The 23,938-nt window shown below is 58.8% G+C and carries 18 protein-coding genes; 8 read left to right on the plus strand and 10 right to left on the minus strand.

All coding sequences use genetic code 11. From position 1 onward, the window contains the following. Positions 1-762: STAS domain-containing protein (locus VAE57_RS09855; protein ID WP_322821711.1), on the plus strand; the 762-nt coding region annotated here is incomplete at its 5' end. Between the two features lie 363 nt (positions 763-1,125). Here VAE57_RS09855 and VAE57_RS09860 read toward each other — a convergent pair. Then, positions 1,126-2,544, minus strand: a complete 1,419-nt coding sequence (locus VAE57_RS09860) for an MFS transporter (protein ID WP_322821712.1) — start codon at positions 2,542-2,544, stop codon at positions 1,126-1,128. A 129-nt stretch (positions 2,545-2,673) separates the two neighbouring features. On the opposite strand from VAE57_RS09860, the gene VAE57_RS09865 reads away from it, so the two are divergent. Beyond that, positions 2,674-3,648 (plus strand): sodium-dependent bicarbonate transport family permease, encoded by a 975-nt coding sequence (locus tag VAE57_RS09865; RefSeq protein WP_322821713.1) that lies wholly within the window; start codon positions 2,674-2,676, stop codon positions 3,646-3,648. A gap of 17 nt (positions 3,649-3,665) precedes the next feature. Then, positions 3,666-4,001, plus strand: a complete 336-nt coding sequence (locus VAE57_RS09870) for a P-II family nitrogen regulator (protein WP_322821714.1) — start codon at positions 3,666-3,668, stop codon at positions 3,999-4,001. A gap of 197 nt (positions 4,002-4,198) precedes the next feature. On the opposite strand, the gene VAE57_RS09875 is transcribed toward VAE57_RS09870, so the two are convergent. Together VAE57_RS09875 and VAE57_RS09880 are read right to left on the minus strand one after the other, a co-directional pair. After that, positions 4,199-5,236, minus strand: coding sequence for a gluconeogenesis factor YvcK family protein (locus VAE57_RS09875; RefSeq protein ID WP_322821715.1), 1,038 nt, complete (start codon positions 5,234-5,236; stop codon positions 4,199-4,201). 461 nt (positions 5,237-5,697) lie between these two features. Continuing rightward, a complete protein-coding gene (locus VAE57_RS09880) occupies positions 5,698-5,883 on the minus strand; it encodes a hypothetical protein (protein ID WP_322821716.1) in 186 nt (61 codons plus the stop codon). Between the two features lie 464 nt (positions 5,884-6,347). On the opposite strand from VAE57_RS09880, the gene VAE57_RS09885 reads away from it, so the two are divergent. Then, on the plus strand, positions 6,348-6,923 hold the full coding sequence (locus tag VAE57_RS09885; RefSeq protein ID WP_322821717.1) for a DUF3267 domain-containing protein: 576 nt from the start codon (positions 6,348-6,350) through the stop codon (positions 6,921-6,923). Here the strand turns inward: VAE57_RS09885 and VAE57_RS09890 are convergent. From VAE57_RS09890 to VAE57_RS09900, 3 genes are all read right to left on the minus strand, one after another. After that, positions 6,866-8,149 (minus strand): glycosyltransferase family 4 protein, encoded by a 1,284-nt coding sequence (locus VAE57_RS09890; protein ID WP_322821718.1) that lies wholly within the window; start codon positions 8,147-8,149, stop codon positions 6,866-6,868. The genes VAE57_RS09885 and VAE57_RS09890 overlap by 58 nt on opposite strands. A gap of 1,081 nt (positions 8,150-9,230) precedes the next feature. Then, on the minus strand, positions 9,231-10,583 hold the full coding sequence (locus tag VAE57_RS09895; protein WP_322821719.1) for a tetratricopeptide repeat protein: 1,353 nt from the start codon (positions 10,581-10,583) through the stop codon (positions 9,231-9,233). Between the two features lie 86 nt (positions 10,584-10,669). After that, a complete protein-coding gene (locus VAE57_RS09900; RefSeq protein WP_322821720.1) occupies positions 10,670-11,668 on the minus strand; it encodes a molybdopterin-binding protein in 999 nt (332 codons plus the stop codon). Between the two features lie 311 nt (positions 11,669-11,979). Between VAE57_RS09900 and VAE57_RS09905 the strand changes: the two genes are divergently transcribed. Beyond that, positions 11,980-12,780, plus strand: coding sequence for a DUF3352 domain-containing protein (locus VAE57_RS09905; RefSeq protein WP_322821721.1), 801 nt, complete (start codon positions 11,980-11,982; stop codon positions 12,778-12,780). A 20-nt stretch (positions 12,781-12,800) separates the two neighbouring features. Here VAE57_RS09905 and VAE57_RS09910 read toward each other — a convergent pair whose 3' ends face one another. From VAE57_RS09910 to alr, 4 genes are all read right to left on the minus strand, one after another. Beyond that, a complete protein-coding gene (locus VAE57_RS09910; protein ID WP_322821722.1) occupies positions 12,801-14,378 on the minus strand; it encodes a proline--tRNA ligase in 1,578 nt (525 codons plus the stop codon). A 32-nt stretch (positions 14,379-14,410) separates the two neighbouring features. After that, positions 14,411-15,268, minus strand: a complete 858-nt coding sequence (locus VAE57_RS09915; RefSeq protein WP_322821723.1) for a DUF72 domain-containing protein — start codon at positions 15,266-15,268, stop codon at positions 14,411-14,413. A gap of 9 nt (positions 15,269-15,277) precedes the next feature. Then, positions 15,278-16,843, minus strand: a complete 1,566-nt coding sequence (gene pruA, locus VAE57_RS09920; RefSeq protein ID WP_322821724.1) for an L-glutamate gamma-semialdehyde dehydrogenase — start codon at positions 16,841-16,843, stop codon at positions 15,278-15,280. A gap of 73 nt (positions 16,844-16,916) precedes the next feature. Beyond that, positions 16,917-19,367: an alanine racemase gene (gene alr, locus VAE57_RS09925; RefSeq protein WP_322821725.1), complete on the minus strand. Its 2,451-nt coding sequence runs from the start codon at positions 19,365-19,367 to the stop codon at positions 16,917-16,919. A gap of 1,632 nt (positions 19,368-20,999) precedes the next feature. Between alr and VAE57_RS09930 the strand changes: the two genes are divergently transcribed. The 3 genes from VAE57_RS09930 (at position 21,000) to VAE57_RS09940 (ending at position 23,792) form a co-directional block, all read left to right on the plus strand. Then, the gene (locus VAE57_RS09930) at positions 21,000-21,944 is read left to right on the plus strand and encodes an EamA family transporter (protein ID WP_322821726.1); all 945 of its coding nucleotides are present in this window, start codon (positions 21,000-21,002) and stop codon (positions 21,942-21,944) included. A gap of 18 nt (positions 21,945-21,962) precedes the next feature. Next, positions 21,963-23,051 (plus strand): dipeptide epimerase, encoded by a 1,089-nt coding sequence (locus VAE57_RS09935; protein ID WP_322821727.1) that lies wholly within the window; start codon positions 21,963-21,965, stop codon positions 23,049-23,051. 153 nt (positions 23,052-23,204) lie between these two features. Continuing rightward, positions 23,205-23,792 carry an ANTAR domain-containing response regulator gene (locus VAE57_RS09940; RefSeq protein ID WP_322821728.1) on the plus strand — a complete coding sequence of 196 codons (588 nt, stop codon included), beginning with the start codon at positions 23,205-23,207 and terminating at the stop codon, positions 23,790-23,792. Positions 23,793-23,938 lie beyond the last annotated feature (146 nt).

Raw genomic sequence — 23,938 nt, forward strand, 5'->3', positions numbered from 1 at the left:
ATGGTTGCGCTCTGGCTTCCAGAACTCTACGTCTCCGCAGCGCCGTTTATTGTGGTTGTGATTCTGCTGGCCAGCCTGATCAATCGGCGGGCATTTACCATTAGCATTCTGGTGATCTGTATTGTGGTAACGGTAGTGCTGCTGCTTATCAGTCAACCGGCTCCCGAAGCGAAAATTCCTGCGCCGATGTTTAGCTTTTTGCAGGCCAGCAGCCTTGCGGCGCTCTTTGTAGCGGTCTGGATATTCCTTGATCGGATTATCATCGCGCAGATGCAGGCGTTGCAGATTGCCGACCAGCGGGCCGATGATGCGGAAGCGGCCCGTCAACAAACCGAACTGGCACGTCAGGAGATTGAACGACGGGCCAACGAACAACAACGTCTGCTTGAACTGGTAGCAGTGCTTGAGCTGCCGATTTTGACGATAGATGATCGGGTGCTGCTGGCACCGTTGGTCGGTAATCTTGATAGCCGACGGGCTGATGCGTTACGGCAGCGGGTGCTTGAGCGGCTCGCCGAACTGCGCGCTCATACGATGATCATCGATATTACCGGTATTACGGTGATTGATACTGCGGTGGCGAAAGCGTTGATCGATACGGCCACGGCGATCCGTCTGCTCGGTGCACGCACGATTATCAGTGGGATTCGTCCGACAGTCGCGCAGACATTGGTTCACCTCAACACCGGTCTCCACGAGATCACGACTGCCCCCAATCCTGAAGCGGCGCTTAGGCTTGTCCGTTCAATAGTGATGAGCTGACGTCATGTGGTCTTCGGTAGGTGGAAAACGGCGCAAACATTGTTGGGTAGAACATCCGCAGTGTTTGCGCCAATTGCTGATGTGGTTTTTTTCACAATAGGTAACCCAAGTTGCTACCTTTATCACCACAAAGGCACGGAGGTCACAGAGGATGGACATAACGCGAGTTGCCACCTTGAGGTGTGACGTAGCGCGTTTGTGAGAACTGGCTGCCACCCTCATGGTTCATACAGGTACGCTGCACGGTGTTGCGCACCGCGTCGTACTATTCTCATTATGTCAGTCTCCGTGGTCTGCTCACAACATAGGTGGCAACTTGGGTTAGGTAACACGGGCTTCAGTCAGTGTTACCCGGTCGGAACGTCATCTTTGTTGCCGGCGCGATGCCAGTTTGGCCAGGGTTTCAGTGTGGCTAGCCTTTGTAATTGGGTAGAAGGCTGTCAGGATCATGCCACTGATCAGGATGAGTGTTGGTAATGGGCCGATCAGGAGGCGGATCGCGAGCAGTGCGCTATCGGGTTGCTGGCCGGGTTGCAGATTTTCGTTGAAGCCGGCGAATTGCAGGGCCAGGCCGACAAGAAATAATCCCAGCGCTAACCCCATTTTTTGTAGCAAGACCATAAAACCATAGAACATCCCCTCGCGGCGCTGTCCGGTTTCCAGTTCATCAAGCTCAATTACATCGGGCATCATGCTCCACGGAATGAGATAGGCCGTTGCTACACCGGCACCGGCGATCACCCCCAGGATAATTGCCAGGTCGAGTTGTTCGGGTTGCAGGAAGAAGAGAAATGCCTGTACCCCGATCCAGATCAGGCTGCCGATCATATAGACGGCCTTCTTGCCGATGCGACGGCTGACCGCGCTCCAGACGAAGAGGAAGATCAACGCTGAACCCTGTACGGCGAAGAGCATAACCGGAATGACATCCTGAACGGTATTGAAGGTCAGGCCAAAGCTGGTACGGGGGAATTGGGGCACACTGCCCAGCCAGAAGACGATGAAGAAGGTCAGGACGCTGGACGTGACCTGGACGGCCAGCCAGGAGAACATGTAGATGCCAACAACGAAGAGAAAGGGGCGGTTCTTGAAAACATAGCGTATCTGATCCGGTAAGCTCAGTTCCGCACTGCCGGGTTCTGGTTCGTAGCGTTCACGAGTACCGAAGAAGCACCAGAGAAACGGTAGGGCAATGATGACGCCGGTGATCGCGCCTGAAACCAGATAGCCAGTTTGCTGATCGGCAAATTGACCGACAATAATTTGATGCAGAATGCCACCGAGCAGGCTACCACCAATGCTAAATGCAAAGCGATACGAATTGAGCGCAGTTCGCTCATCGTAATCGCGAGTCAGTTCAGGAGTAAGCGCTGTGTATGGTACATTCACCACGGTAAAGGCGGTATCGAAAAGCAGGGCAATCGCAAGGTAGTAGATAAACTTGCCGGTCACGTCAAACGGCGGTACGACCCACTGCAAAAAGAAGAGGACACCAAACGGTACGGCGCCGAACAGTAGCCATGGCCGCCGCCGTCCCCAACGGGTCTGCGTTTTATCGGTAAGCCAGCCGATGATAGGATCGTTGACGGCATCCCAGATTTTCACAACCAGCAGCACTGTCCCGGCCAGGCCGGGGGGGAGGCCGGCGATGGTGGTGAGAAAGTAGAGCTGGAAGAACGAAGCGATGATGGTGGCGATAGCCGGGCCGAGATCACCAGCGCCAAAAGCAAGACGGGTTGCCAGTGGCAAACGCTCTGAACGTGCCGACGTCGAAGCGGCCATAGAAAACTTCTCCTCTGGGTGCAAAAAGGCGACCGATGGCTCTTATTGTAGCATTACTCGCCATGTTACGCGAGATGGTACGATAACGGGGATGGGTTGAGCAGAATTGAAATCGCTGTAAGGAGTCGTATGACCATCATTGAATTGTTGCAAATCAACCTGCTGTCGCCAATGGTACTGGCTTTTGTGCTTGGTATCATCGCCACGCTGGTACGCAGTGATCTGAAACTACCCGATGAGTTGTACACAACGCTTTCTATCTATCTCCTTTTGGCAATTGGGCTGAAAGGTGGTGTGGCATTGGCCGAAACCAGTCTAGCCGTTTTTTGGGCACCGGCGCTGGCAACGTTACTCCTCGGTCTGATTATCCCGGTGTTTGCCTATAGTGTGGCCCGCAAGATTGGCAAAATGACCATTGCCGACGCAGCAGCACTTGCTGCGCATTACGGTTCGGTGTCGGCAGTAACATTCGCCGCAGCACAGACCTTTCTTGATACGGTGGGCATTCGTTATGAGGGCTTTATGCCGGCGCTGGTTGCAATTTTAGAGGTACCGGCAATAGTGATTGCCCTGTTTATTGCTCAGGTTGCCGGTGGACCGCAGGGGGGCGATTGGCGCGAAGCGCTCCGTGAGTTGATCACCAGCAAGAGTATTTTGCTGCTTATTGGTGGTATGATCATTGGTTGGCTGACCGGCCCTCGTGGCGGGAAAGAGGTTGCTCCGTTGTTTGTGGATTTATTCAAGGGGGCGTTGACCTTCTTTCTCCTTGAACTGGGCATGGTGGCGGCCAGACGTTTCCGGGATTTGCCCAGTGCTGGTCTGTTCCTGGTAGGATTTGGTATCATCATACCAGTATGCAACGGTCTGCTCGGAGTCTGGTTTGGTAGTCTTGCCGGTCTATCAATGGGGGGCAGTACCATTCTGGGGGTCCTGGCTGCCAGCGCTTCGTATATCGCCGCACCAGCCGCGGTGCGTATTGCATTACCCCAGGCCAATCCTGGTTTCTATCTGACGGCGTCACTCGGTATTACGTTCCCGTTTAATCTAGCGATTGGGCTTCCTCTCTACTACACACTGGCATTGTGGATTGTTGGTGGACAATGATCTGGAAAGGTAACAGCATGGAATTGACAACCGTCAAACTGGTTACCATTATTGCTGAGGCTGTGCTAGAAGAGCGTCTGTTGCACGATCTACGTCACCTCGGTGCTCGTGGCTATACCGTTGGAACGGTGCGCGGTGAAGGGACACGGGGTATTCACGCCAGTGAATGGGAAGGGAAGAGTCTGCGCATCGAGACGCTGGTGAACGCTGAGGTGGCAGAGAAGATTTTGCAGCATCTGGCGACAGCGTACTTTCCGCATTTTGCCGTGGTTGCGTATGCGATGGATGTGCAGGTGGTGCGTGGGGCGAAGTTTAGGGGGGAGGGGGGGAGGGGGGGAGGAGATAGGAGATAGGAAATAGGGGAGAGGAAATAGGGGAGAGAAGGTGGGGTTCGGGGCAGGAAGGCATGGGGGGATTGCTGTTCCGAGGCGGTCGCCGGAAATCCTGCTACGCGGGTGGCGTGGTCATACGCTGGTGATTGGAGAAAGCGTGCGGAAGTCAGGCTTCCGCACGCCAGACTGGAGGTTTGGTGTTGCTGCGAGTCATCCGTTCAGTTGGTCGCTTGATCACGGCGATCAAGAGCGATCTTCCACAACGCCAGGCCAAGGGTTTGGGGATCGTGGCGGATGGTGTCGGCCTTGTTCCACAGCTCACGTGGCCCTGGATCAGGCTCGGCCAGGTTGCGCACCAGTGGTTCAACGCCGAGCGTCCGGATAGTCTGCCGGTCAGTCTCAGTGACGATCAGCGGCGTGAGACCGGCGGCACTGTAGCGCGCTACGACTGCCGGATGCAACTCGCTCGCATCGTTGATAAGCGCAACATCGAGTACGCCAGGGCCAATCACGTCAACCAGTCGGGTAACGTGATCTGCGATGCTCATGCCATCGGTCTGGCCGGGTTGGGTGGTTGTGTTGCAGACGAAGACAACAGTTGCTGATGTCTCGCGTAGCGCGGTGACGATACCGTCGAAGCAGAGCGTTGCCAGCAATGAGGTGTAGAAGCTCCCCGGCCCAATCACTACCAGGTCAGCAGCCATGATTGCTTCCAGTGCAGGTGGATAGGCCGCTGCCGGTGGATCGAGGAAGAGGCGACGAATAGCCGGTTTGCCCAACGCACGCACTGCAATCTCTTCCTTCACGATTCGACCATCAATCAGCTCGGCGCACAGATGGGTGTTGGCCGTCGCTACCGGAAAAATCTGTTCTGGGCATCCGACCATCTGGCGGGCCAGTGCAACAGCCGTGGCAAAGTCGCCTTCCATTTGGGCCAGACCACCCAGGATCAGGTTGCCCAGCGCCATGCCATCGAGTAAGGGCACTGCCGGACTGCGCAGGCGATGCTGCATCAAACGCGGTAAAATCGCGTCAGGGTTAGCAGCCAGGGTTGCTAGCAGGTTGCGGAGGTCGCCGGGAGCGGGAATGGCGGCAATTGTCCGTGCTGCACCAGTACTACGGCCCGAATCGGTGACTGCAATCACGGCGGTTCGTTCGGCGAAAAAGGGACGGGTGCCAAGTAGAACCTGGGCACTGCCACCGCCGCCACCAATGGCGACGATGCGGAGGGGTGGAAGGTTTGTCAGTTCAGCCATGCGTAACTCCTTGCGGAATGGTGATCAGTGTGATAACGTCCATGAGCGATTGTAGCGCACGTGCTGCCAGGATGCAGCATAACACCTGTTGCCCAACATTGCCGGGCTGTTACGCTCACTTTTGCGCGAAAATGTGGATCGTTTGTGCTGAAGGGTCACTGGTGGGCCGTTAAGCGGCACTGCGAGGGGCCGAAGTGCTGGTTCAGCGTATCGATGTGTTCGCTGCACACAGAGATGAGATGCGCCACGCCCCCGCTGGGAGCTGGAACCGGCGGTGACGCATAGCTCCCGCTGTTGTGAGCCGGTGCAGGTGATGAGTGCGCCGGAGGCGCACGCTCCCAGCGCTGCCGGTGAGCGAGCGGGAGGCGTGCGCTCCCAGGGAATACCGACCCGCCCCCACCCTACCCCGCCCCCCCCGCTGGGCTATGCATTACCCACACCTGGTGTCAACCATGGGCGTATCAGCGGGTATGATCGCTATTGGTGCTGTTTTGAGCGACTGGCCCAGTGGCAGTGCGCCGCTCCAGTCGTACCAGCACGTGCTGGATGAATTGCCGTACCCGCTTGTCATGCGCGTGTCGCACGGTTTGGAGTGCGGCAGCCATGCTGCCGCGCCAGCCGTGCTCACGATCCGGCGCGTGGTACATCGTTACCCATCATGGTCACGGGGGTGCTGGATGGGATCGTGCCGATCATCGAGTCGGTCAGGCATGAATGAGCTACCTGCGCGTAGACCTGTTGTTGAACCAGGGTTGTGCCTGCGTACCAGCAGTCACGGCCAGCACCTGACGGCGGTGGCGATGATACCTGCACGCGGGCTGGAAGGCCACGGGGAGCACTTGCAGCCCGGCCTACGCAGCGCGACATGTAGGTAATGCGTAGCTCACTGGGGGCGGGAACCATCAGTGCAGGATGGCTTTCGCTGTCGCGAGTCGATTCAGGTCTGCGATACCCTGTCGGAGGCTCGCGCTCCCAGGGATGTATCGGCACTTGTGTCCAGGTGAGTGGCTGGCGTGGCAAGATTTCTTCAATAGCAGATTTAGTATGATTCCTGTTGTGGATGTGTGTAAAGAGCTTCCGGTCATGGTGGACAATACGAGGTGATGTGTCTATGCAACAACCTGATAACTATCAGCGCTTTGATCGCTCAACATCGCTGGAGAAAGCCAATCTGGTTGGTAGCTTGTTTGGTCTGATTCCGGCGATTGTCCTGTTCGTTGGTCATCTGCTCTACAATGGTGAATTCACGTTGACTGTCAACCCGAATAACTGGTTTGGTATTATTCTGCTCCTCATCATCGTGATCGGTGGTATTTTGGTTCACGAATTGCTGCACGTTATCGGGTGGATGCTGGCCGGGCGGGTATCACTCTCGGCAATGAAGCTCGGCTTTGATCGCAAGACGTTATCCCCATATGCCCATATCCGTCAGGCACTTCCGATCAATGCCTATCGTTTCGGAACAATCCTACCGGCTATCGGTCTCGGTTTGCTGCCGGGATTGATCGGCATTGTGGGTAATCTACCTCTGTATACCGCATTTGGCGCCTTCTTCACGCTTGCAGCAGGGGGCGATATGCTGGTTTTGTGGTTGCTTCGTCGTGATCCGGCTCACGCACTGGTGATCGATCATTCGGATCGGGTGGGTTGTGAGGTACTGATCCCAAACGAGAGCAACTCACGGTAGAGCTGAAGTGTTTGCGCAGCTACAATCGGCCAGTCGAAGGTCGAGCGCACGATCCGTTCGCTCTCGGCTCCCCAGGCTGGCCAGCGATCACGGGCGGCGAGTGCGGCTCGAAGCTGGGCGGTCAGATCATCAACATCACCGGGCCGTACCAGTAAGCCGTTACGCCCTGGAAAGACTTTATCGGGAATGCCACCGATCGCGCTAGCGACAACCGGACGACGGTGGATCATTGCTTCCAGGGTAACCAGTGAGCTGCCTTCGTAGCGGGTTGGGTGAACGAAAAGATCGATCTCTTCGTAGAGGCTGTGCAGTTCCTCGTCGTTCAAACGTCCGACAAACAAGGTATGTTCAGCAATGTCGGCTTCTTTTACCTGCTGTTCAAGCGCGGCACGGGCTGAACCGCTCCCAACCACCAGCCAGCGCCAGCGAGGTGGTAGTTCGTTGCGCAGGCGGGCTAACGCGGCAATCAGGATATCAAACCCTTTGTTCGGTTCGAGACGACCGACACTGAGCAGGATCGGATCATTGCCGGCCAGCCCAAAGCGGAAGCGGAGCGCTGTACGCAGATCACTTCGTACCTGAGAGAGGCATTCTTCGACATCAATTGCCGACGGAATGACGACGACTCGATCCGGATCAACCCGGAGGTAGCGGGGTATGTCGTCTTTCGTGCAGGCATCGGTGGCGATCACGCGGTCGGCCTGGCGATGACCATAGGCGTAGAGCCAGCGAAATGGCGCATACGCCAGCCATTTGCGCCGATCCGGCGTGCGAAATTCCTCCATGCCGTGCGGATTGGCAACAAAGGGAACGCTGCGGAGTAGTGGCATCCGATTGCGGGCAACCGCATAGCCGAAGGCGCATAATCCCTGGGAATGGACGACATCGAAATCGCCGTGTTGCACGCGCCGGGCTGCCCGCTGACCAATCCACCAACTGTAGATTGGAAAATTGATCTGGCGGCCAATCACGCCATTTGGGGCCAACAGCGGTGAGGTATAGTCGTAGCGCAGGGTTTCGATAGCGTAAGGCTGGAGATCACCCTGTTCGGCGTTGTCCGGCGGTGATTGTACGTACAGGGTCACCTCAACTCCCAGGCGGGTCAGATATTTGGTGAGGTGGTAGACGTGGCGCTCGATGCCACCGTAGCCGTGCAGAGGGAAGACGGCACGAGCCAGCATCGCCACCCGGATGGGGCGGGGATGATGTGGATGGGTAGCGTTCATGCGTCACGATCCTCCCTCAACTCAACTACATTATGTCAGGGCGATGATACCACAAGTTGAGCGAGGAGCAGCAGGAAACGGATAAGGACAGGTCATATCGAACTGCACATCATTCAGGTTGTCATGCCTGTGCTAAAACACTGCCAGACGTACCACTAATCATTACTAATCATTATCATTATATCTGGCACCGAATTTGCGGAGATCCGTGACTACCTTTCCCTGTCACGATGATCCGTTGGGATCACCTGCACGATACGGGTGAGCGGGTTCCGTAGGGCGGGTTCTGAACCCGCCCCTACGGACGGTGTATGTGCCCGTTTACGTTATCCCTACCGGGCATGGTCAGGTTATCCCTGCTTCCCACGCCCAGCCAGGGTTGGGAAGGAGCGCTGCCGGATGCCTCCCGCTGGCGCAAGCCGGCGGCGTGCGCTCCCGGGGGCAGGGTGCTGCGTGTGGCAGGTGGCTGGCGAGCTGGTGGCGTGCGCTCCCAGGGGAGGCCAGTGCAGGTTCATCATAATAGGGCGTTTAAGGCGCAGTGTGAGGGTAACGGTAGATAGCGGGTCATGACGTTTATTAAACCAGATTTGATATAAAGTTTGTGGTATTCCCTGGCCTTTTCGTGTGAATAGTGCAGTCGATTGTCGTGTCAAATCTGGTAATACAGGGTAATACAGGGTTGTAACGTACCCGATGGCAGGCATACTGCTGGCTTGCCATCGAGGGTCACGTACCTGTAATGGTACACGCTGTGCCCCGTACCCTGTCGGTGCGTGCAGTGAATGTGGAAGCCACGCTTCCACATTCCAAACCATGACCATGGGCACGGGTAATCCGACCGGGAAACCGTATCCACCCGGTGGGCGATACCACGATGTTTGCAGCGGAAACGCAGGTTAACGTATCTGTGCGCAAATTGCCGTCAGCATGATGGTGCGATCACGAGCGATGACTTCCAGTAAACCGGATTGATATTCTCTACAGTCCTGCCAGTTTTGCGAATGTGAATGTAATGTATGGTTTGGCTACCGAGGGCGGGCAACATCCCGCCCTCTCCTATGCAGTTCTGCGCTTCGCCATTCTACATCTGGCGGAAGAGTGAGCCGCGCTGGGCCCAGGCCCAGGCGTTGTTTGGATCAATTTCAATCGCCCTGGTTAGATCGATGTACGCCTCTTCGTAGATTTTCAGCGACTGATAGGTTGCACCTCGCCGGCTGAGCACCCACGAATCGTTGGGGGAGAGTTCAAGTGCACGATTAAAATCTTCCAGTGCCTCGTTGTAGTTGCGGAGCAAGCGGTGGGTTTCACCCCGTTCAGCAATCACCCATACCATATCTGGCTTCAGAGCCAGCGCACGGTTGAAATCGGCCAGAGCTTCGTCGTAACGAGCCAGCACACGATAGACCTGGCCGCGACTACCCAACGCCCAGGCGTGATTGGGTTGGAGTTCAATGACACGGTTGAAGTCCTGCAGGGCTTCTTCGTAACGGCGTTGCAAACGGAACAGTTCACCGCGTTCGGCCAGTGCGACCACATAGTTCGGGTCCAGTTCGATAGCACGGCTGAAGTCAGCGATTGCCTCGTCGGTACGATTGGTGTTGCGGTGGAGGAGACCTCGCTGAAAGTAGGCCCAGGTATAGTCTGGATCTAATTCAAGTGCCCGATTGAAGTCGGCCAATGCTGCATCGAGATCACCGACGGCGCGAAATGTGGCTCCGCGACTACCGAATGCCCAGGCGTAAGCGGGATCAAGTTCTAACGCCCGGCTCAGGTCGGCCAGGGCACCCTCAAAGTCATCGGCCAGCCGACGGGTTTCACCGCGCTCGGCGTAGAGCCAGGCCATGTTGTCCTGCAAGGCAATGGCGGCATCGAAATCGGCGATAGCCGCCGGAAAATCGCGCAGCTCGCGATAGGTGATCCCACGATGTCCCAATGCCCAGGGGTAGGCCGGATCGATGGCTAACGCCCGACCAAAGGATTCAATGGCTTCCTGATGCCGATGGAGCGCCCGTAGTGATTCGCCCCGTTCGGCGTGGATCCACGCCAGATTGGGGTTGAGCGCCAGGGCAGCATCGAAGTCGGCCAGGGCTTCGTGATGACGCCGCAAGGCCCGCCAGACCTGACCACGACTGCCCAAGGCCCAGGGGTATTCTGGACGGAGGGCAATGGCGCGTGAGAAGGCCTCAATGGCCGTTTCATGCCGCCGTAATATGCGGAGCGTCTCGCCACGTTCGGCGTGATACGCCGGATCGTCGGGTTCGAGGGTGCAGGCTCGCGTTAAATCGGTCAGTGACTCTTCGAGACGACCCAGTTCGCGCAGTACCTGCCCGCGCTGAAAGTAGGCCCAGGCATAGTTTTCGTCAATAGCGATTGCCCGATTGAAATCGGCCAGTGCCGCTTCCCGACGGTCGTTGTAGAGATTTTCAAGACTCATGGGACATCCTTTCAGCGTAGATATGACTACAAAAGCTATGACATAGTACGAGACAACGCGAAAAATTGTTACACATCGCGCTGCCATCAATTGCGGCGCCCTGTACCGAGCAGGCCACCTGCTCCTAATGCCACAATTTCGCGGCGTCCGATCCGTTCGTTGGCCATTAAGCGCGGCAAGATGAGATCGACGACGTTTTGATTGCGGGAACGCACACAGCCGGGAGCGCCAATGAGTGGAATACGATCATTGACAGTGTTCAGGTATGCCAGCAAGAGTAAATTACCCGGCTCGACCGGTGCACCGTAGTGGGTAATCTCGCCACCGAGCCGACGCACGGCACGGGGAATCACATCGTCGCGGTCGACAACGGAGGTTTCACCAGCGGTAATGATCAGGTCGGCCCCGGCAGCCAGCAGATCGTTCAGACTGGCAGCAACTTCTGCTTCGTCCGGCGGTATATGGCAGCAGCCGATCATAGTTGCGCCCAGATCGGTGATCCGACCGACAATTGCCGGTAGCATGCCTCGTTCGACACGTGCCCGCGCTGTCGGGCTACTCACCAGGGCGACGCCAATGCGACGGCGTACCATTGGGGCAACATGCAATACACCCTGGGTACCGGTAGCGGCACCGGCTTGCGCAAGATCTGCATCAGGAACGGCGAAGGGAATAATTTTGATCGTTGCCAGCATCTGATCGGCGGTAACCAGGGTGTACGGTGGTAGGGTGGCGACTGTTAAGCCATCAATCAGATTGATCGCCAGTAATGCTTCTGTATCAATCATCAACGGGCCGGCGTAGGCCGAGCGAAGGTTGACGCGACCGGCGTGCGGTTCGCCAATGATGACGCCTGGCCCGGCGACGGTCTGGGCCAGGCGCAACGCAGCTTCGTCTTCGTGAACATCATCAGGCTCAAGCACGGCAACGCGCACTGTGGCAACCCCAAGCCCGGTGAGCTGGGAAATATCCTCTGGCCGCAGCCGTCGTCCTTTGTTGAAGGCTTTACGTCCCTGCTCATCGGCAATATTGTGGCAAAGAATGTGCCCAACGGCCGCTGCCACCGGTAGGGTCTTGATGTGCATAGCTACCTGCCCGTTGTCTCGTGATTGACGATAATCGTGATCTCTCTCTAACGTCGATTTACTTTGCGAACGGTAGCGGTTTGTTGCGCACGGTTACCAATCTCTACCCACCCCTTCAGCGTGGGTGTCGGCACCGGCGATCCTTTTGGCGCTACATTTCCAACCACGGTACAACAACGCTCGTCGCACCGATACTACAGTTTTGGCCTCTCGTCTTACCCGGTCTGGCGACTCTGGATTTTGGATCGATAAACTCATGGTACCATGACGACAGTGTAGCCGAATCACTATTTGCAACAGTTATGACAGGTATGATCAATTCTTCAACACTACCCCGCGAACGCGGTCTTGGGTATGCCCTGGTCGGTGGCCTGGCCATTACGCTGGTTGCCGCCTTGATCGGTGCGCTGTTCGTTTACTGGTTTGTGACCGTGCAACAAGGGCCGGCTCCTGCTGATCTGTTACCGGCGGATGTGCAATTGTACGCCAGCCTGTCGCCTACCCTGAGCGATGTGCCCGAACAGCCGCGCATCGAGCGGGCATTGAACGAGGTTTTTGGCCTGACGATGCCGTCAGACGCCGCAACGAATGTGGCGGCGTTGCTGGGGGTCGCGCTCGATAGCGATGTGTTGACCTGGATCGGCAGCGATATTGCGGTGGTCGTGCGTGATTTCACGCCGGTGACCCGTGATGTAGCCACTGACCTGATGACGAATGGTGAGGTGCTGGTGTTTCTCGCTTCGCGCAACGATCCGCAGGCGCGTCTGTTTCTGGAAAAGCATCTGACGGTGCGTCGTAATCGTGGCGAGACGATTAATGAGCAGCGGGTAGGCGAGGCTATCATCTACAGTGGCGAGTTGAATAGCCCGCTGCGCGCAGTCGGTCTGATCGAGCACTATATTGTCTTTTCCAATCGCCCGGAGGCGCTGATTGATCTGGCTGCCGGCCAGGATCGGCCCAACCGCCTGGCCGATCTGCCGGCATTCCAGCAGTTTCGTGCGACGATAGCCGCAGTGCGTTCGGGGGCAATCTATACCGATGGCTCACCTGAATCGGAAGCGGCCCGCGCCGCAGTGCGGGCCTGGCTGGTGCAGGTGTTAGGGTCTCAATAGGCTGCGTCGATGTCGATGACCTACCGCTGCCCAATCACGGTCAGTAGGGCTGATTGATCGATGACGGTGGCCTGGGCGGCGGTACGGTGTCGGATTTCAAGCTGATTCGTGGTCAGTAACTTCTCACTGATGACGACGCGCCACGGGGCGCCGATCAGGTCAGCATCGTTGAACTTAACTCCGGCCCGTTCATCACGATCATCAATCAACACATGCCAACCAGCCGTTTGCAGCATTGCCGCCAGTGCGCGTCCGGCGGCAATTACTGCCTCGCCGCGCCCCAGGGTGACGAGGTGGACGGCGAAGGGGGCGATGGCCGCCGGCCAGACAATCCCGCGTTCGTCGTGATGCTGCTCAACCGCCAGGTACAGGAGCGGTTCCAGATCGATTTCGAGACCCGCAATGACGAGTGGCCGGTTTTGGCCCTCTGCATCTTGCACCAGCAGTGCAGTTGGTTGAGGGGTTGTTATAGCGCCGATGAGTGCACCACGCCCTTCAATCCGGGCCGTTCCACACCATGGGCATGGGTCGCCGGCCTCGGCCTGGGTGATGTCGGCGACCAGGGTGGCCTGCCAGTCACGGCCATAGACCACATCGCTCAGATGATAGCCCGCCCGGTTTGCGCCCGCCACGAGTGGCGCTCCAGTGGTGACCATTGGGTCGGCAACAACAAGCACATCGCGCAGACCGACGGGTGACGCATAGCCGGGAACGGCCCCACACGCTCGAATCTGCGCTTCGTCGGCAGGAACCAGCTCGTCGGCACCGACAACGGCAGCCAGTTTGGGTAGACTTGCTTCCCGGTCGCCACGCACAACGGCGAACACGAGGCGCCAGTCGTCGGCACAGTGGGCATTGAAGAAGAGCGCTTTTGCCGTCGCTGCGGTGGGAATACCGAGGTATGCAGCCAGGGCTGCAATCGTGTTGGCGTTGGGGGTTTCGACCAGACTCATCGCCGGAGTCGGCCCGCTGTAGGCTGGTGGTGGCGCCATTGGTGCCAGTTCGCGTGGCGCTCGCCGGTTGCAGGTGGGGCAATCGAGGGTTGTTAACGGCCCACTCGCACTGTCAACGATCAGCGGCGCAGATTCGGTGACCTGCAAGGCATCGGCGACAATCGTTAGCCCGCATTCGTGCAAGGCATGGCGCAGGTGTTGCAGTGTCGTTTCAAGCAACGCCTGGGCCTGCGTGGCGTCGAGCGCCAGTCCAGCCCAGCTCACCGTCGTGGGTGTGGGCAGTTCGAGCAGGCTGAAGCGCTGACGGGATTGCGGTCGTTTGCGCCGACGCTGGCACCAGATCGCCTGGGGGAGCTGGCGGTACGAGTCGATCTCACGCCGGGCCAGCGCAGTCACGGTCGCCGGCCAGGTGGTTGCGGATGTGGTTGGCAGATACACCTCTTGCGCACCGCCAGCCTGGATCGCTGTGGTCAGATGGTAGCTGAGCAGGCGCAGCACCGCACTCCCCAGGGGTAACAGCGCCGGTTCACCGTTATCCAGAGCGCGGATCATCCCGGCGCGCCAGAGTAATTGGGCTGCCCGCGTATCAGCTTCTGCGGGTGCCTGGCGTAACGTTCGCCCAAATAGCGTGGCAAGTTGTATCATTTCGTCCTCGTTCGATCACATAGGCGAAGGGTTTAGCCAAACAGGTTGAGCTGAGCCGGTGTGGTCGGCGGTTCGTTATCTCTCTCAGCCAGCGGCGCACCGTGGGCACGCAGCCGGGCCGCGATCTGGCGGCAGAGAGTGGGAGATCGCGATTCATCAGGGCAATGCATAAACAGATAGATTTGTGGGTCGCTAGTTGCCCATTCGGCGATGCGGGCTGCCCACTCGGCGAGAAACGGTTCGTTGCGGGCCAGATCGGGATGGCCGATGTAGCGCACCAGCGTTGGCCCGCCACCCCGGAGTGGCCGCAGCGGAACATCCGGTTTGCGCTCGCGGGCATCGGCGAGGAGTGTGGTCGGCGATTCGGCGGGATCGCGGATCGGGCGCACGTCCATGATTACTCGCCCGATCCGGTAGTGAGCGAGCAGTTCCATCAGCGGCACTTCCCCAACCGGCAGATACCAGTCGGGATGGCGCACCTCAAGCGCCAGGGCCACGTCAGGTGGCCAGCCGGCCAGAAACCGCTCCAGATCGGCGAGCCGGGCCGGGCCGTATGCCGGTGGTAGTTGCAGGAAAAATGGCCCGCAGCGCGATCCCAGCCCCTGCATCCGTTCGACGAAAGCACGGGCCTGGGCCAGCTTGTCGGTCAGCGGCCCGCCGTGACTCACGTCGCGTGGCAGCTTGAAACAGAAGTGAAAGTCGGGCGGGGTCTCTTCGGCCCAGCGCACAACCGTAGCCGGTGTTGGCGTAGCGTAGAAGGTAGTATTGCCTTCCACCGTCGTCAATTGCCGGCTATAGAGCCTGAGAAACTCGCTGTTGCGGGTGCCCGGCGGAAAGAGATCGCCGACCCAACCGTTATACGCCCAAACTGCACAGCCAATTCTGATCATGGGCAACCGTTAAAAGCGCTCACAAATCACCTTCGGCTGCGTGAAGAGCCGCAGGTAATCGCTACCGCCGGCCTTGCTGTCAGTGCCCGACATGTTGAAGCCGCCGAATGGTTGCACACCAACCAGCGCACCGGTACACTTCCGGTTGAAATAGAGGTTGCCGACGTGGAACTCTTCACGCGCCTGCTCGAGTCGTTCGAGGTTGCGGCTGTAGAGACCACCGGTCAGGCCATATTCGGTATCATTCGCAATTGCCAGTGCCTCGGCAAAATTTGCTGCCCGAATGAAGGCCAGCACCGGTCCAAAAATCTCTTCCTGGGCGATGCGGGCGTGCGGTTTGACATCGGCGAAGATGGTCGGGTTGATGAAAAAGCCGCCATCCTTGACCAGTTCGTGATCAATGACCTCACCGCCGGTCACCAGCCGACCTTCTTCCTGACCGATGGCAATGTACTGACTGATGGAGTCGAACGCCCGCTGGTCAATCACTGCGCCCAGATCGGTCTCTGGTTTGGTCGGGTTGCCCAGCCGCAGCACCTTCGTCTTCTCGATCACCCGCTGCAACACCTGATCGTAGACCTGATCAACCACAATGGCCCGCGAACAGGCACTGCACTTCTGCCCCTGAAAGCCAAACGCACTGACCACAATGCCGGTCGCTGCGGCTTCGAGATCGGCGGTTTCATCGACAATAATCGCATCTTTCCCACCCATCTCCAGAATCGCCCGCTTGAGCCAGTTCTGGCCGGGTTGGCGCACGGCTGACCGTTGGTGGATGCGTAATCCCACATTCTTCGAGCCGGTAAACCCGATGAAGCGCACCAATGGATGATCGACCAGAAAATCGCCTAGCACCGCATCCTCACCGGTGACCAGATTGACCACACCGGGAGGCAGGCCGGCCTCTTCGAGGATTTGCACCAGAATACCGGCAATAATCGGCGCACGTGGTGATGGCTTTAACACCACGGTATTCCCGACCACAATTGGGGCGACGGTGAGGGTTGTGGTGATCGCCAGCGGGAAGTTCCAGGGCGGAATAGCCAGTCCTGGGCCGAGGGGAATATAGCGCAACTCGTTATCTTCGCCGGGGTACGGCACAAGCGGCTGGCGTTCTCCCTGCAAGGCCAGCGCCTGACGGGCGTACCATTCGCAGAAGTCAATCGCTTCGGCGACATCGGCATCGGCTTCGACCCAATTCTTGCTGACTTCGTGCATCATCCAGGCGGCCAGTTCTTCTTTGCGTCGACGCATAATCGCTGCGGCCCGCAATAATACCTGTGCCCGCGCACTAACCGGTGTGCGCGACCAGGTGCGGAACGCGGCATCAGCAGCCAGCAACGCCTGGTGCGCCTGTTCTTGCGATGCGCTGCTGGCGTAGCCAACCACCTTTTTTGGCTCTGCCGGGTTGATGGAAGGTAACTTGCGCTCGGTCACAATGTGTTCACCACCGATGACCAGCGGATAGGTTGCGCCCAGTTGTCCGGCAACATGGCGAATTGCGCGTTGCATGGTGGCCCGGCGGTCGCCACTATCGAAGTTGCCGAAGGGTTCATTTTGAAACGGGGTAAGCATAGATCGCTCCTTACTACGCCATGTGGCTGCTGTTGATTGTCATTGTACACGGATCTGGCCGATCTGATTATCGCTACGGCCCAATTTCGCGGGGTACGCGGGGTAGGATGCCGGTCAGTACTTCGTAGCTGATCGTGCCCAGCCAGCCGGCGATCTCATCAACCCCGATCACGGTATCACCCTGCCTTCCGATAATTGTGACCGCATCGCCGCGCCGGACGCCGGGAATGTCGGTTACATCCACCATTGCGTAATCCATACAAATGCGTCCGACAATCGGGGCGCGCTGCCCCCGAATCAGCACTTCCCGCCACGGTGGGGAGCGCCGCAATCCATCGGCGTAGCCAACCGGAATCGTCGCGATGCGCGATGGTCGTGCGGTGACGAAGGTACCGCCGTAGGAGATAGGAGTACCGGCTGGATGATCCTTCACCTGGGCCACTTCGGTGTAGAAGCTCAACGCCGGGCGCATACCGGGCAGGAGTGGAGCAGCCGCACCCGGCGCCAGCCCATAACAGGCCAGGCCGGGGCGTACCATATCGAAGTGGGTCGCCGGAAAGCGCAAGGTGGCCGCGCTGTTGGCAGCGTGAACGCACGGCGGACGCAGGCCGGAAGCGGTCAGATCGGCCAGCACCCCCTGAAAGCGGGCCAACTGTTGTTCGGTTGGCGCCGGATCAGCTTCATCGGCGCGGGCAAAATGGGTGTAGAGGGCAACCGCTTCAATGCCGGGCAATTCCCGTAGCCGGGATAAAAACGGGGCGACTTCAGCGTGTGACAAACCCAACCGGGCCATACCGGTATCAACTTTCACGTGCACCCGGGCGGGGCGACCGCATTCGAGAGCGGCGGCGTGCAAGGCCTGGGCCGTATCATCGTCGAAGAGGGTCAGCATCAAATCGAGCCGAATTGCTTCGGCTGCCTGCCAGGGCGGTGTGTAGCCCAAGACCAGGATTGGCGCTGTAATGCCCTGAGCGCGTAGTGCCCGACCTTCGCCGAGCGTCGCTACGGCCAGCATCGCGGCACCGGCCTGTAGTGCGGTTCGGGCTACACGCGCAGCCCCGTGGCCATAACCGTCGCCCTTGAGCACAACCATGAGTGGGACACCGGCATGATTGCGTAACGCACGCACATTATCGGCAATCGCGGTCAGGTCGAGATGCACCCAGGTCGGTCGTCCTGGATCGCCGATCCGCACACTACGCCACGCCGGTTCCTGGCGTACCAGGTGTTGTTCTGGTGACCAGCCAGGGGCCAGCAACGGGGCCACCACCTGTTCAAGGCGTTCGCCGGCGCCCCCCGACACCAGTACGACATCCTGATCGTTGCGCGAAGGTGGCAGTGCTGCCCGAATTGCCTCGTTGGTGTCTACCACGTGAATAGTCACCGCCGGATTAGCCAGCCGGGCGGCCTGAGCCATAGTAGCGGCTCCCATGCCCTTCAGCACCAGATAATCAGCGCTGCGGGCTGCCTGCATGCCCAGTTCGGTGAGCAGGGGCGTGGCATCAACTGCCGGCAATTCGGTCGGTGTGCCGAGAACAGCAATCCGGCGTCCGGTCGGGATGGCCGCCAGCGTCTGCAAGGCTGCCTTCATCGCTGCCGGTGTCGCGTTGAAACTGTCGTCCAGAATCAGCTCACCATTGGCCCCTGGCAGCGGACGAAGTCGGCCCGCCGGCACATCCAGACCGGCCAGGGCCTGGCGGATCGCTACCGGTCTCACCCCGTAGTGCAGACCAACGGCAACGGCGGCCAGGGCAGCGGCTACACCGGGTGGGCCGGGTAAGGGGATGGTAATCGGCAGCTCAAGCCCCTGGCCGATCACCACACAATCAACGCCATCCCGACGGTAGGAGATGGCCGTAGCACGGATGGTACACCCACTCCCTGTGCCGAAGGTCAGATGTGCCGGCGATATGCCTTCAGCGGCAATAACGGTTACCCCCTGGTGAGCCAGAAATCTCGCTGTTGCATCATCAGCTCCAGTAGTTACGACTGCAACCTGGGGTGGGAAAGCTGCCGCCAGCGGGGGCAGATGTTCGCCGGCAAATTCGAGCACCGCATACCGATGATCGCGTTCAAGGCGGGCCAGGGCAATCGGCAGCCCCAGCAGAGAATTGAAATTGCGCCGGCTTTGAAAGGTGGGAGCGTGGGTCGCCAGCACAGCGGCAATGGCCCGCCGGGCCAGCGTTTTCCCGATACCACCCGTCACCGCAATGACGGTGGGTTGCAACCGCTGCAACCGATTGCTGGCCCAGCGCAACAACAAAGCCTGGGGGTCGGGGCAAACGATAACCGTAGCCATACCGGCGTCGTGTGGTGGTCGCGTGCACAGAATGCCGCGGGCGCCAGCGGCCAGTGCTGCCGGAATATAGTCGTGACCATCGGCCCGTGCGGTGCGCAGCGCGATAAAACACTCACCAGCCGTGGTCAGCCGTGAGTCGTAGCTCCAATCGGTAAAGGTAGCGGCGTGGATCGGGCCGATCACCGTGCCACCAGCTTCGATAAGTTCGGCGAGTTGAATATCCATCGGTGTATCCTGATTGGCTGTAAGACAGGCCGGATGGCAATCCTTTATATCGAAGCGTACCACCGGCGCGGTCGTGCAGGTGTAGATGGGTGGGATGTTCAGGCAGCGTTGCAACAGCAGGCGAGTTGTCTAACACCCCTATTGTGCACTACCTGCGCGGTTTACGTCAATTGTTGGCGGAAATCGCTTTATGCGGGTGTGTCTTGTCAGCTAGCGGATGAGATGCGTGCGACCTGCGCATCATGGTCGAGGACACCAGGCGGTTATGTGCGCCACAGCCTCCTGCGGCGTTGTCGGGCGGCAGCGTGGCTGCTTACTGTGGCGCGGGCTTCCAGCCCGTGTGCAGCCATCCCCACTGCCGTCAGATGATCGTTGTGGCCGCTAGTACGCAGGCTAGAACCTCGTGCCACGAGTTGGCACTCCGTCCCCCGCAGCCCACATGCTGCGTTCCATTCATGATGCGCACGACTCACCATGCGCCTGATGCCCTGCGATGGAGCAAACGATAGCACATCGTTGACGCCACACCATACGTATTGTTGTGGGTAATGAAAAGGGGGGGAGTGGGGTGTGCTCCCCAAGCCCTGCAAAGCCAGACGGAATGGATGAGCGACAGCAATGTCTACCGTGTCAGACAAATTTGGTTTAAACATGTGCATTGTTCGGGGGTACTCCTCGTGCTGGAGCGTTAACGGGGTGCCACCGCTGAGTCGCTCGTGGATTGTCGTCGACGTTGTAGGGGCGACGCATGCGTTGCCCCTACCAGCGTTCAACGGTGCATCGTTTAGGGACAGCATCAGGAAAATAGTTTGCTATGATGATCTCTTCTACCAGATGTACTGTCAGGCCGCCCTAATCCATCTCACATCCCCTCGCCCGTGCTGCGCTATGGATTACCCACTTGGCACCCAGTAGCCGGTATGCCCCCTCGGAGCACATTGTGATGGATACCGTGCATCGTGGTCAAGGATACCGTGCTGCGCTTCCCAGTGGTCTGCAGCGGTATCAGCGCGAGCTTCTCGCCCATGTGCCGGCATCCCCACCACCGTCAGCACGCGATGGACGTGGGGGATAGTGCGCAGGCGGGAAACCTACCTTACGATCCACGCTACCGCTCACGCCCAGTCCGCTCATCACGGATGGTCAAGCTACAGGCAGATGTGCTCTGCACGCACTGTGTACCTACGACTGGTAGGAACAACGCTGCACCACGCGCCTGCTCGTGAGCACGGCTGGCGCAGCAGCGTGGCTGCCGCACTCCACACACTGCGCCACGTGCAATCCGGTCGGGCAACGGTATCTGCTGCGGGCGGGGCGGTACTGCCGGTTCGGTGCTGCTGTGCTCAGGGGTGGTGTGCCTGTGAACTTTAGGGAAACCGCTGCGCCACGGGCAATCTGGTCGGGCGACGGTATCTACTGCGGGCGGGGCGGCACCGTCAGTTCGGCGCTGCTGTGCATAGGTGTTCAGCGCCCCGAACACTCACACTCCCAGAGAGCAGACCAACTCTCGCACGCAGTAGCGTCACCCAAGACTATCATCGATCATTGACCTCTTAACCTCCCTATTTCCTATCTCCTCTCTCCTATTTCCTTCTTTCTATTGACAAGTCAATCTTTGCTATAATGTCCCCCATGAGTAACGCTTCTTCGACCGCAACCACAACAACGCGCACCGGTGTCTCGTGGCTCTGGCTAATGGTTGCCCTCTTTGCCCACACCGGCTGGGGTGCGTACCCGGTGTTAGCCCGTTACCTGCAAACCATCAGCCATCTGCCGAGTATGGCGATCCTGACGTTGGGGAATGCGCTGGCGCTCGTGCTCTACTTGCCGTTTGCGTATCGCCATATCAACGCCAGCCTGTGGCAGACACCAATTATCTGGTTGTTCGCGCTGGTGGTTAGCATCCGGGCAATAACGAACCTCACCTCGGCCCGCTTTACGCTGGCGATCTACGTGCAACTGATCACCCTGCTCACGCCGCTCATCGTTGCGATCCTGAGCAAGCTGTTTTTTCGCGAACGGCTGCCGCCATTTACCCTGCCCGCTATCGGCTTATCGATCTTCGGCTCCCTCTTGATGATGAGCGGTGATGTCAGCAGCGGCGTTATCTTGCAGCTCACCGGTAGCGATCTACTGGGCATCGCGATTGCATTTGGGTCGGCCTGTGCGTTAGCGCTGTACATGCTGTTAATCCCGCGTGCCACCAGCGCAGGGCATATCAGCGCCGAGGCAATGTTGTTTGTGCAACTGGTCGCGCTGACGATCACCTGCGGCGTGATGAGTCTAGTGCTGCGCGAACCCTGGAGCCGATTTGCCGGTATCGGACTGCTGGACTGGAGCGTGTTTGCCGCTTTTGTCATCTTCGTCTTGCTCGGTGCCAATCTGGGCCAGATTGTTGCCTTGCGTCAGCTTGGTGCACCTCTGGTGAGCAGCACGATGGGCTGGCGTCTGATCAGTGCGCTGGCGCTGGCCACACTCCTGCTCGGCGAAGCGTTGCAGAGCCTCTGGCAGGTGCTGGGGGCTGTGATTGTGCTGGTAACGATTACCGTGTATCTACGCCGGCAGTATCGCGTTTAAGGGCAGCTTGAGGAACGTATGAGTACCGTCATTCGCACATTATCCGTTGCTCCGCTCAACATCCCGCTGCGCAGTCCGTTCGGGATTGCCGGTGGTGCGCAAGAGGTGGCGCACAACCTGTTGGTCACAGTCGAACTGATGAACGGCGTCCGGGGCTACGGTGAAGCGGCTCCTTTTCCGGCCTTCAACAGTGAAACGCAGGAAAAGGCACTTCGGGCGATAGAGTCGGTTCGTTCGGCGGTTGAGGGTGGTGACGTGCGTGAATGGCGAGCCATAGCCACCCTGCTCCGCGACCGCATTTCCGCCAGTGGCTCCGCCCGGTGTGCAATTGAGACGGCGATCCTCGATGCCTTGACCCGGCACTATCGGCTGCCGATGTACGTCTTCTTCGGCGGGGCCGGTCACACGCTCGAAACCGATATGACGATCACGACCGGCACGGCGGAAGAAGCTGCGCTGGCGACGCTAGACATTCTCGAACGCGGCATTCGTCAGATCAAAGTGAAGATCGGCGGCTACGATGTGCAGCACGACCTGGCCCGCATCACCGCGATCCGAGCGCTCGCCCCTGATGCCCCGCTGATCCTCGATGGTAACGGTGGCTTTACCGCCGAAACAATGCTCGAACTGCTCGGAGCGCTCAGCCTTCAGCAGATCGTGCCGGTATTGATTGAACAACCGGTAGCCGCCGACGACTGGCCGGGTTTGCGGCAGTTGGTACAGTGGGGCGGCGCACCAATCGCCGCCGACGAGACGGCGAGCAGTGCGCTGAACGTGCTGCGGATCGTACAAGAGCGTGCCGCGCACGTCATCAATATCAAACTGATGAAGACCGGCATTGTGGAAGCGCTTGAGATTGCGGCTATCGCTCGTGCTGCCGGGCTGGGATTGATGATTGGGGGCATGGTCGAGTCAATCCTGGCCATGACCGTCTCGGCTCACTTTGCTGCCGGTTTAGGCGGCTTCCGTTTCGTTGATCTGGATACGCCGCTATTTCTGGCCACGAATCCTTTCCAGGGCGGATTTGAGCTGCGGGGCGGCGTCATCGACCTCAGCCACATAGCGACAGGCCACGGGGTAGAGCCGGCCACACTGCTAGCGGCATAACAATCGTCACTCCCATCCATAACGGATTGTACAATTCAACCATAGTCTTCCTGCTGGACATCGTCTATACGCAGTATAGACGTTATATTCGCATTGATGCTACCTGCACGTCGCACCGCTGCGGCGGCAGGTGCTTATTGTTTTGGAGCACGCATGGCAGCGCGACTCTTAATTGCTGATGATGAAGCGTTGATCAGATTCCACCTACGCGAAGTTCTACTCGCGCTCGGCTACTTGATTGTCGGTGAAGCGGCTGATGGCCAACAGGCGGTTGCACTGACTCGCCAGATGCGGCCCGATCTGGTTTTGCTCGACTACAAGATGCCACATCTCGACGGGATAAAAGTGGCCACCGTGCTTCACAACGAAGGGTTGGCGCCGGTCATTCTCTTGACAGCTTCGGCTTCGCGCGAACTGGCTGCACAGGCCCGCGCCGCAGGTGTGTTCGGGTATCTGGTCAAGCCATTTCGCGATGGCGAACTCTTACCGTTGATCGAGGTCGTCCTGGCCCGCTGGCAGGCGTATCAGGTGCGGCGCAAAGAGATGCTGGCGTTACGCGAACGCCTGGAGACCCGTCAAGAGATTGAGCACGCGAAGCACGTCTTGATGGAGCAGCACGGCCTGACCGAAGGCGAGGCATTTCGGCGCATCCAGCAACTGGCGATGCGCAATCGCAAAACCATGCGCGAGGTAGCGCAGGCCATTCTCCTGACCCATCAATTGTCGAGTGGGCAGGGGTAAGGGGGGTGTGCCCTCACCTCACCCCCCAGCCCCCGCTCCTCTCCCTTAGCAGGAGAGGAGCGGGGGAGTGGCGCTGGGCGTGCTCCGTAATGGTTCCCGTCCCTTGCAATCCCGCCCCCCTCCCGACCTCCCCCCGCTGGGGGGAG

Origin of the sequence: Chloroflexus sp. (assembly GCF_034434295.1) — a bacterium.
GTDB lineage: Bacteria > Chloroflexota > Chloroflexia > Chloroflexales > Chloroflexaceae > Chloroflexus.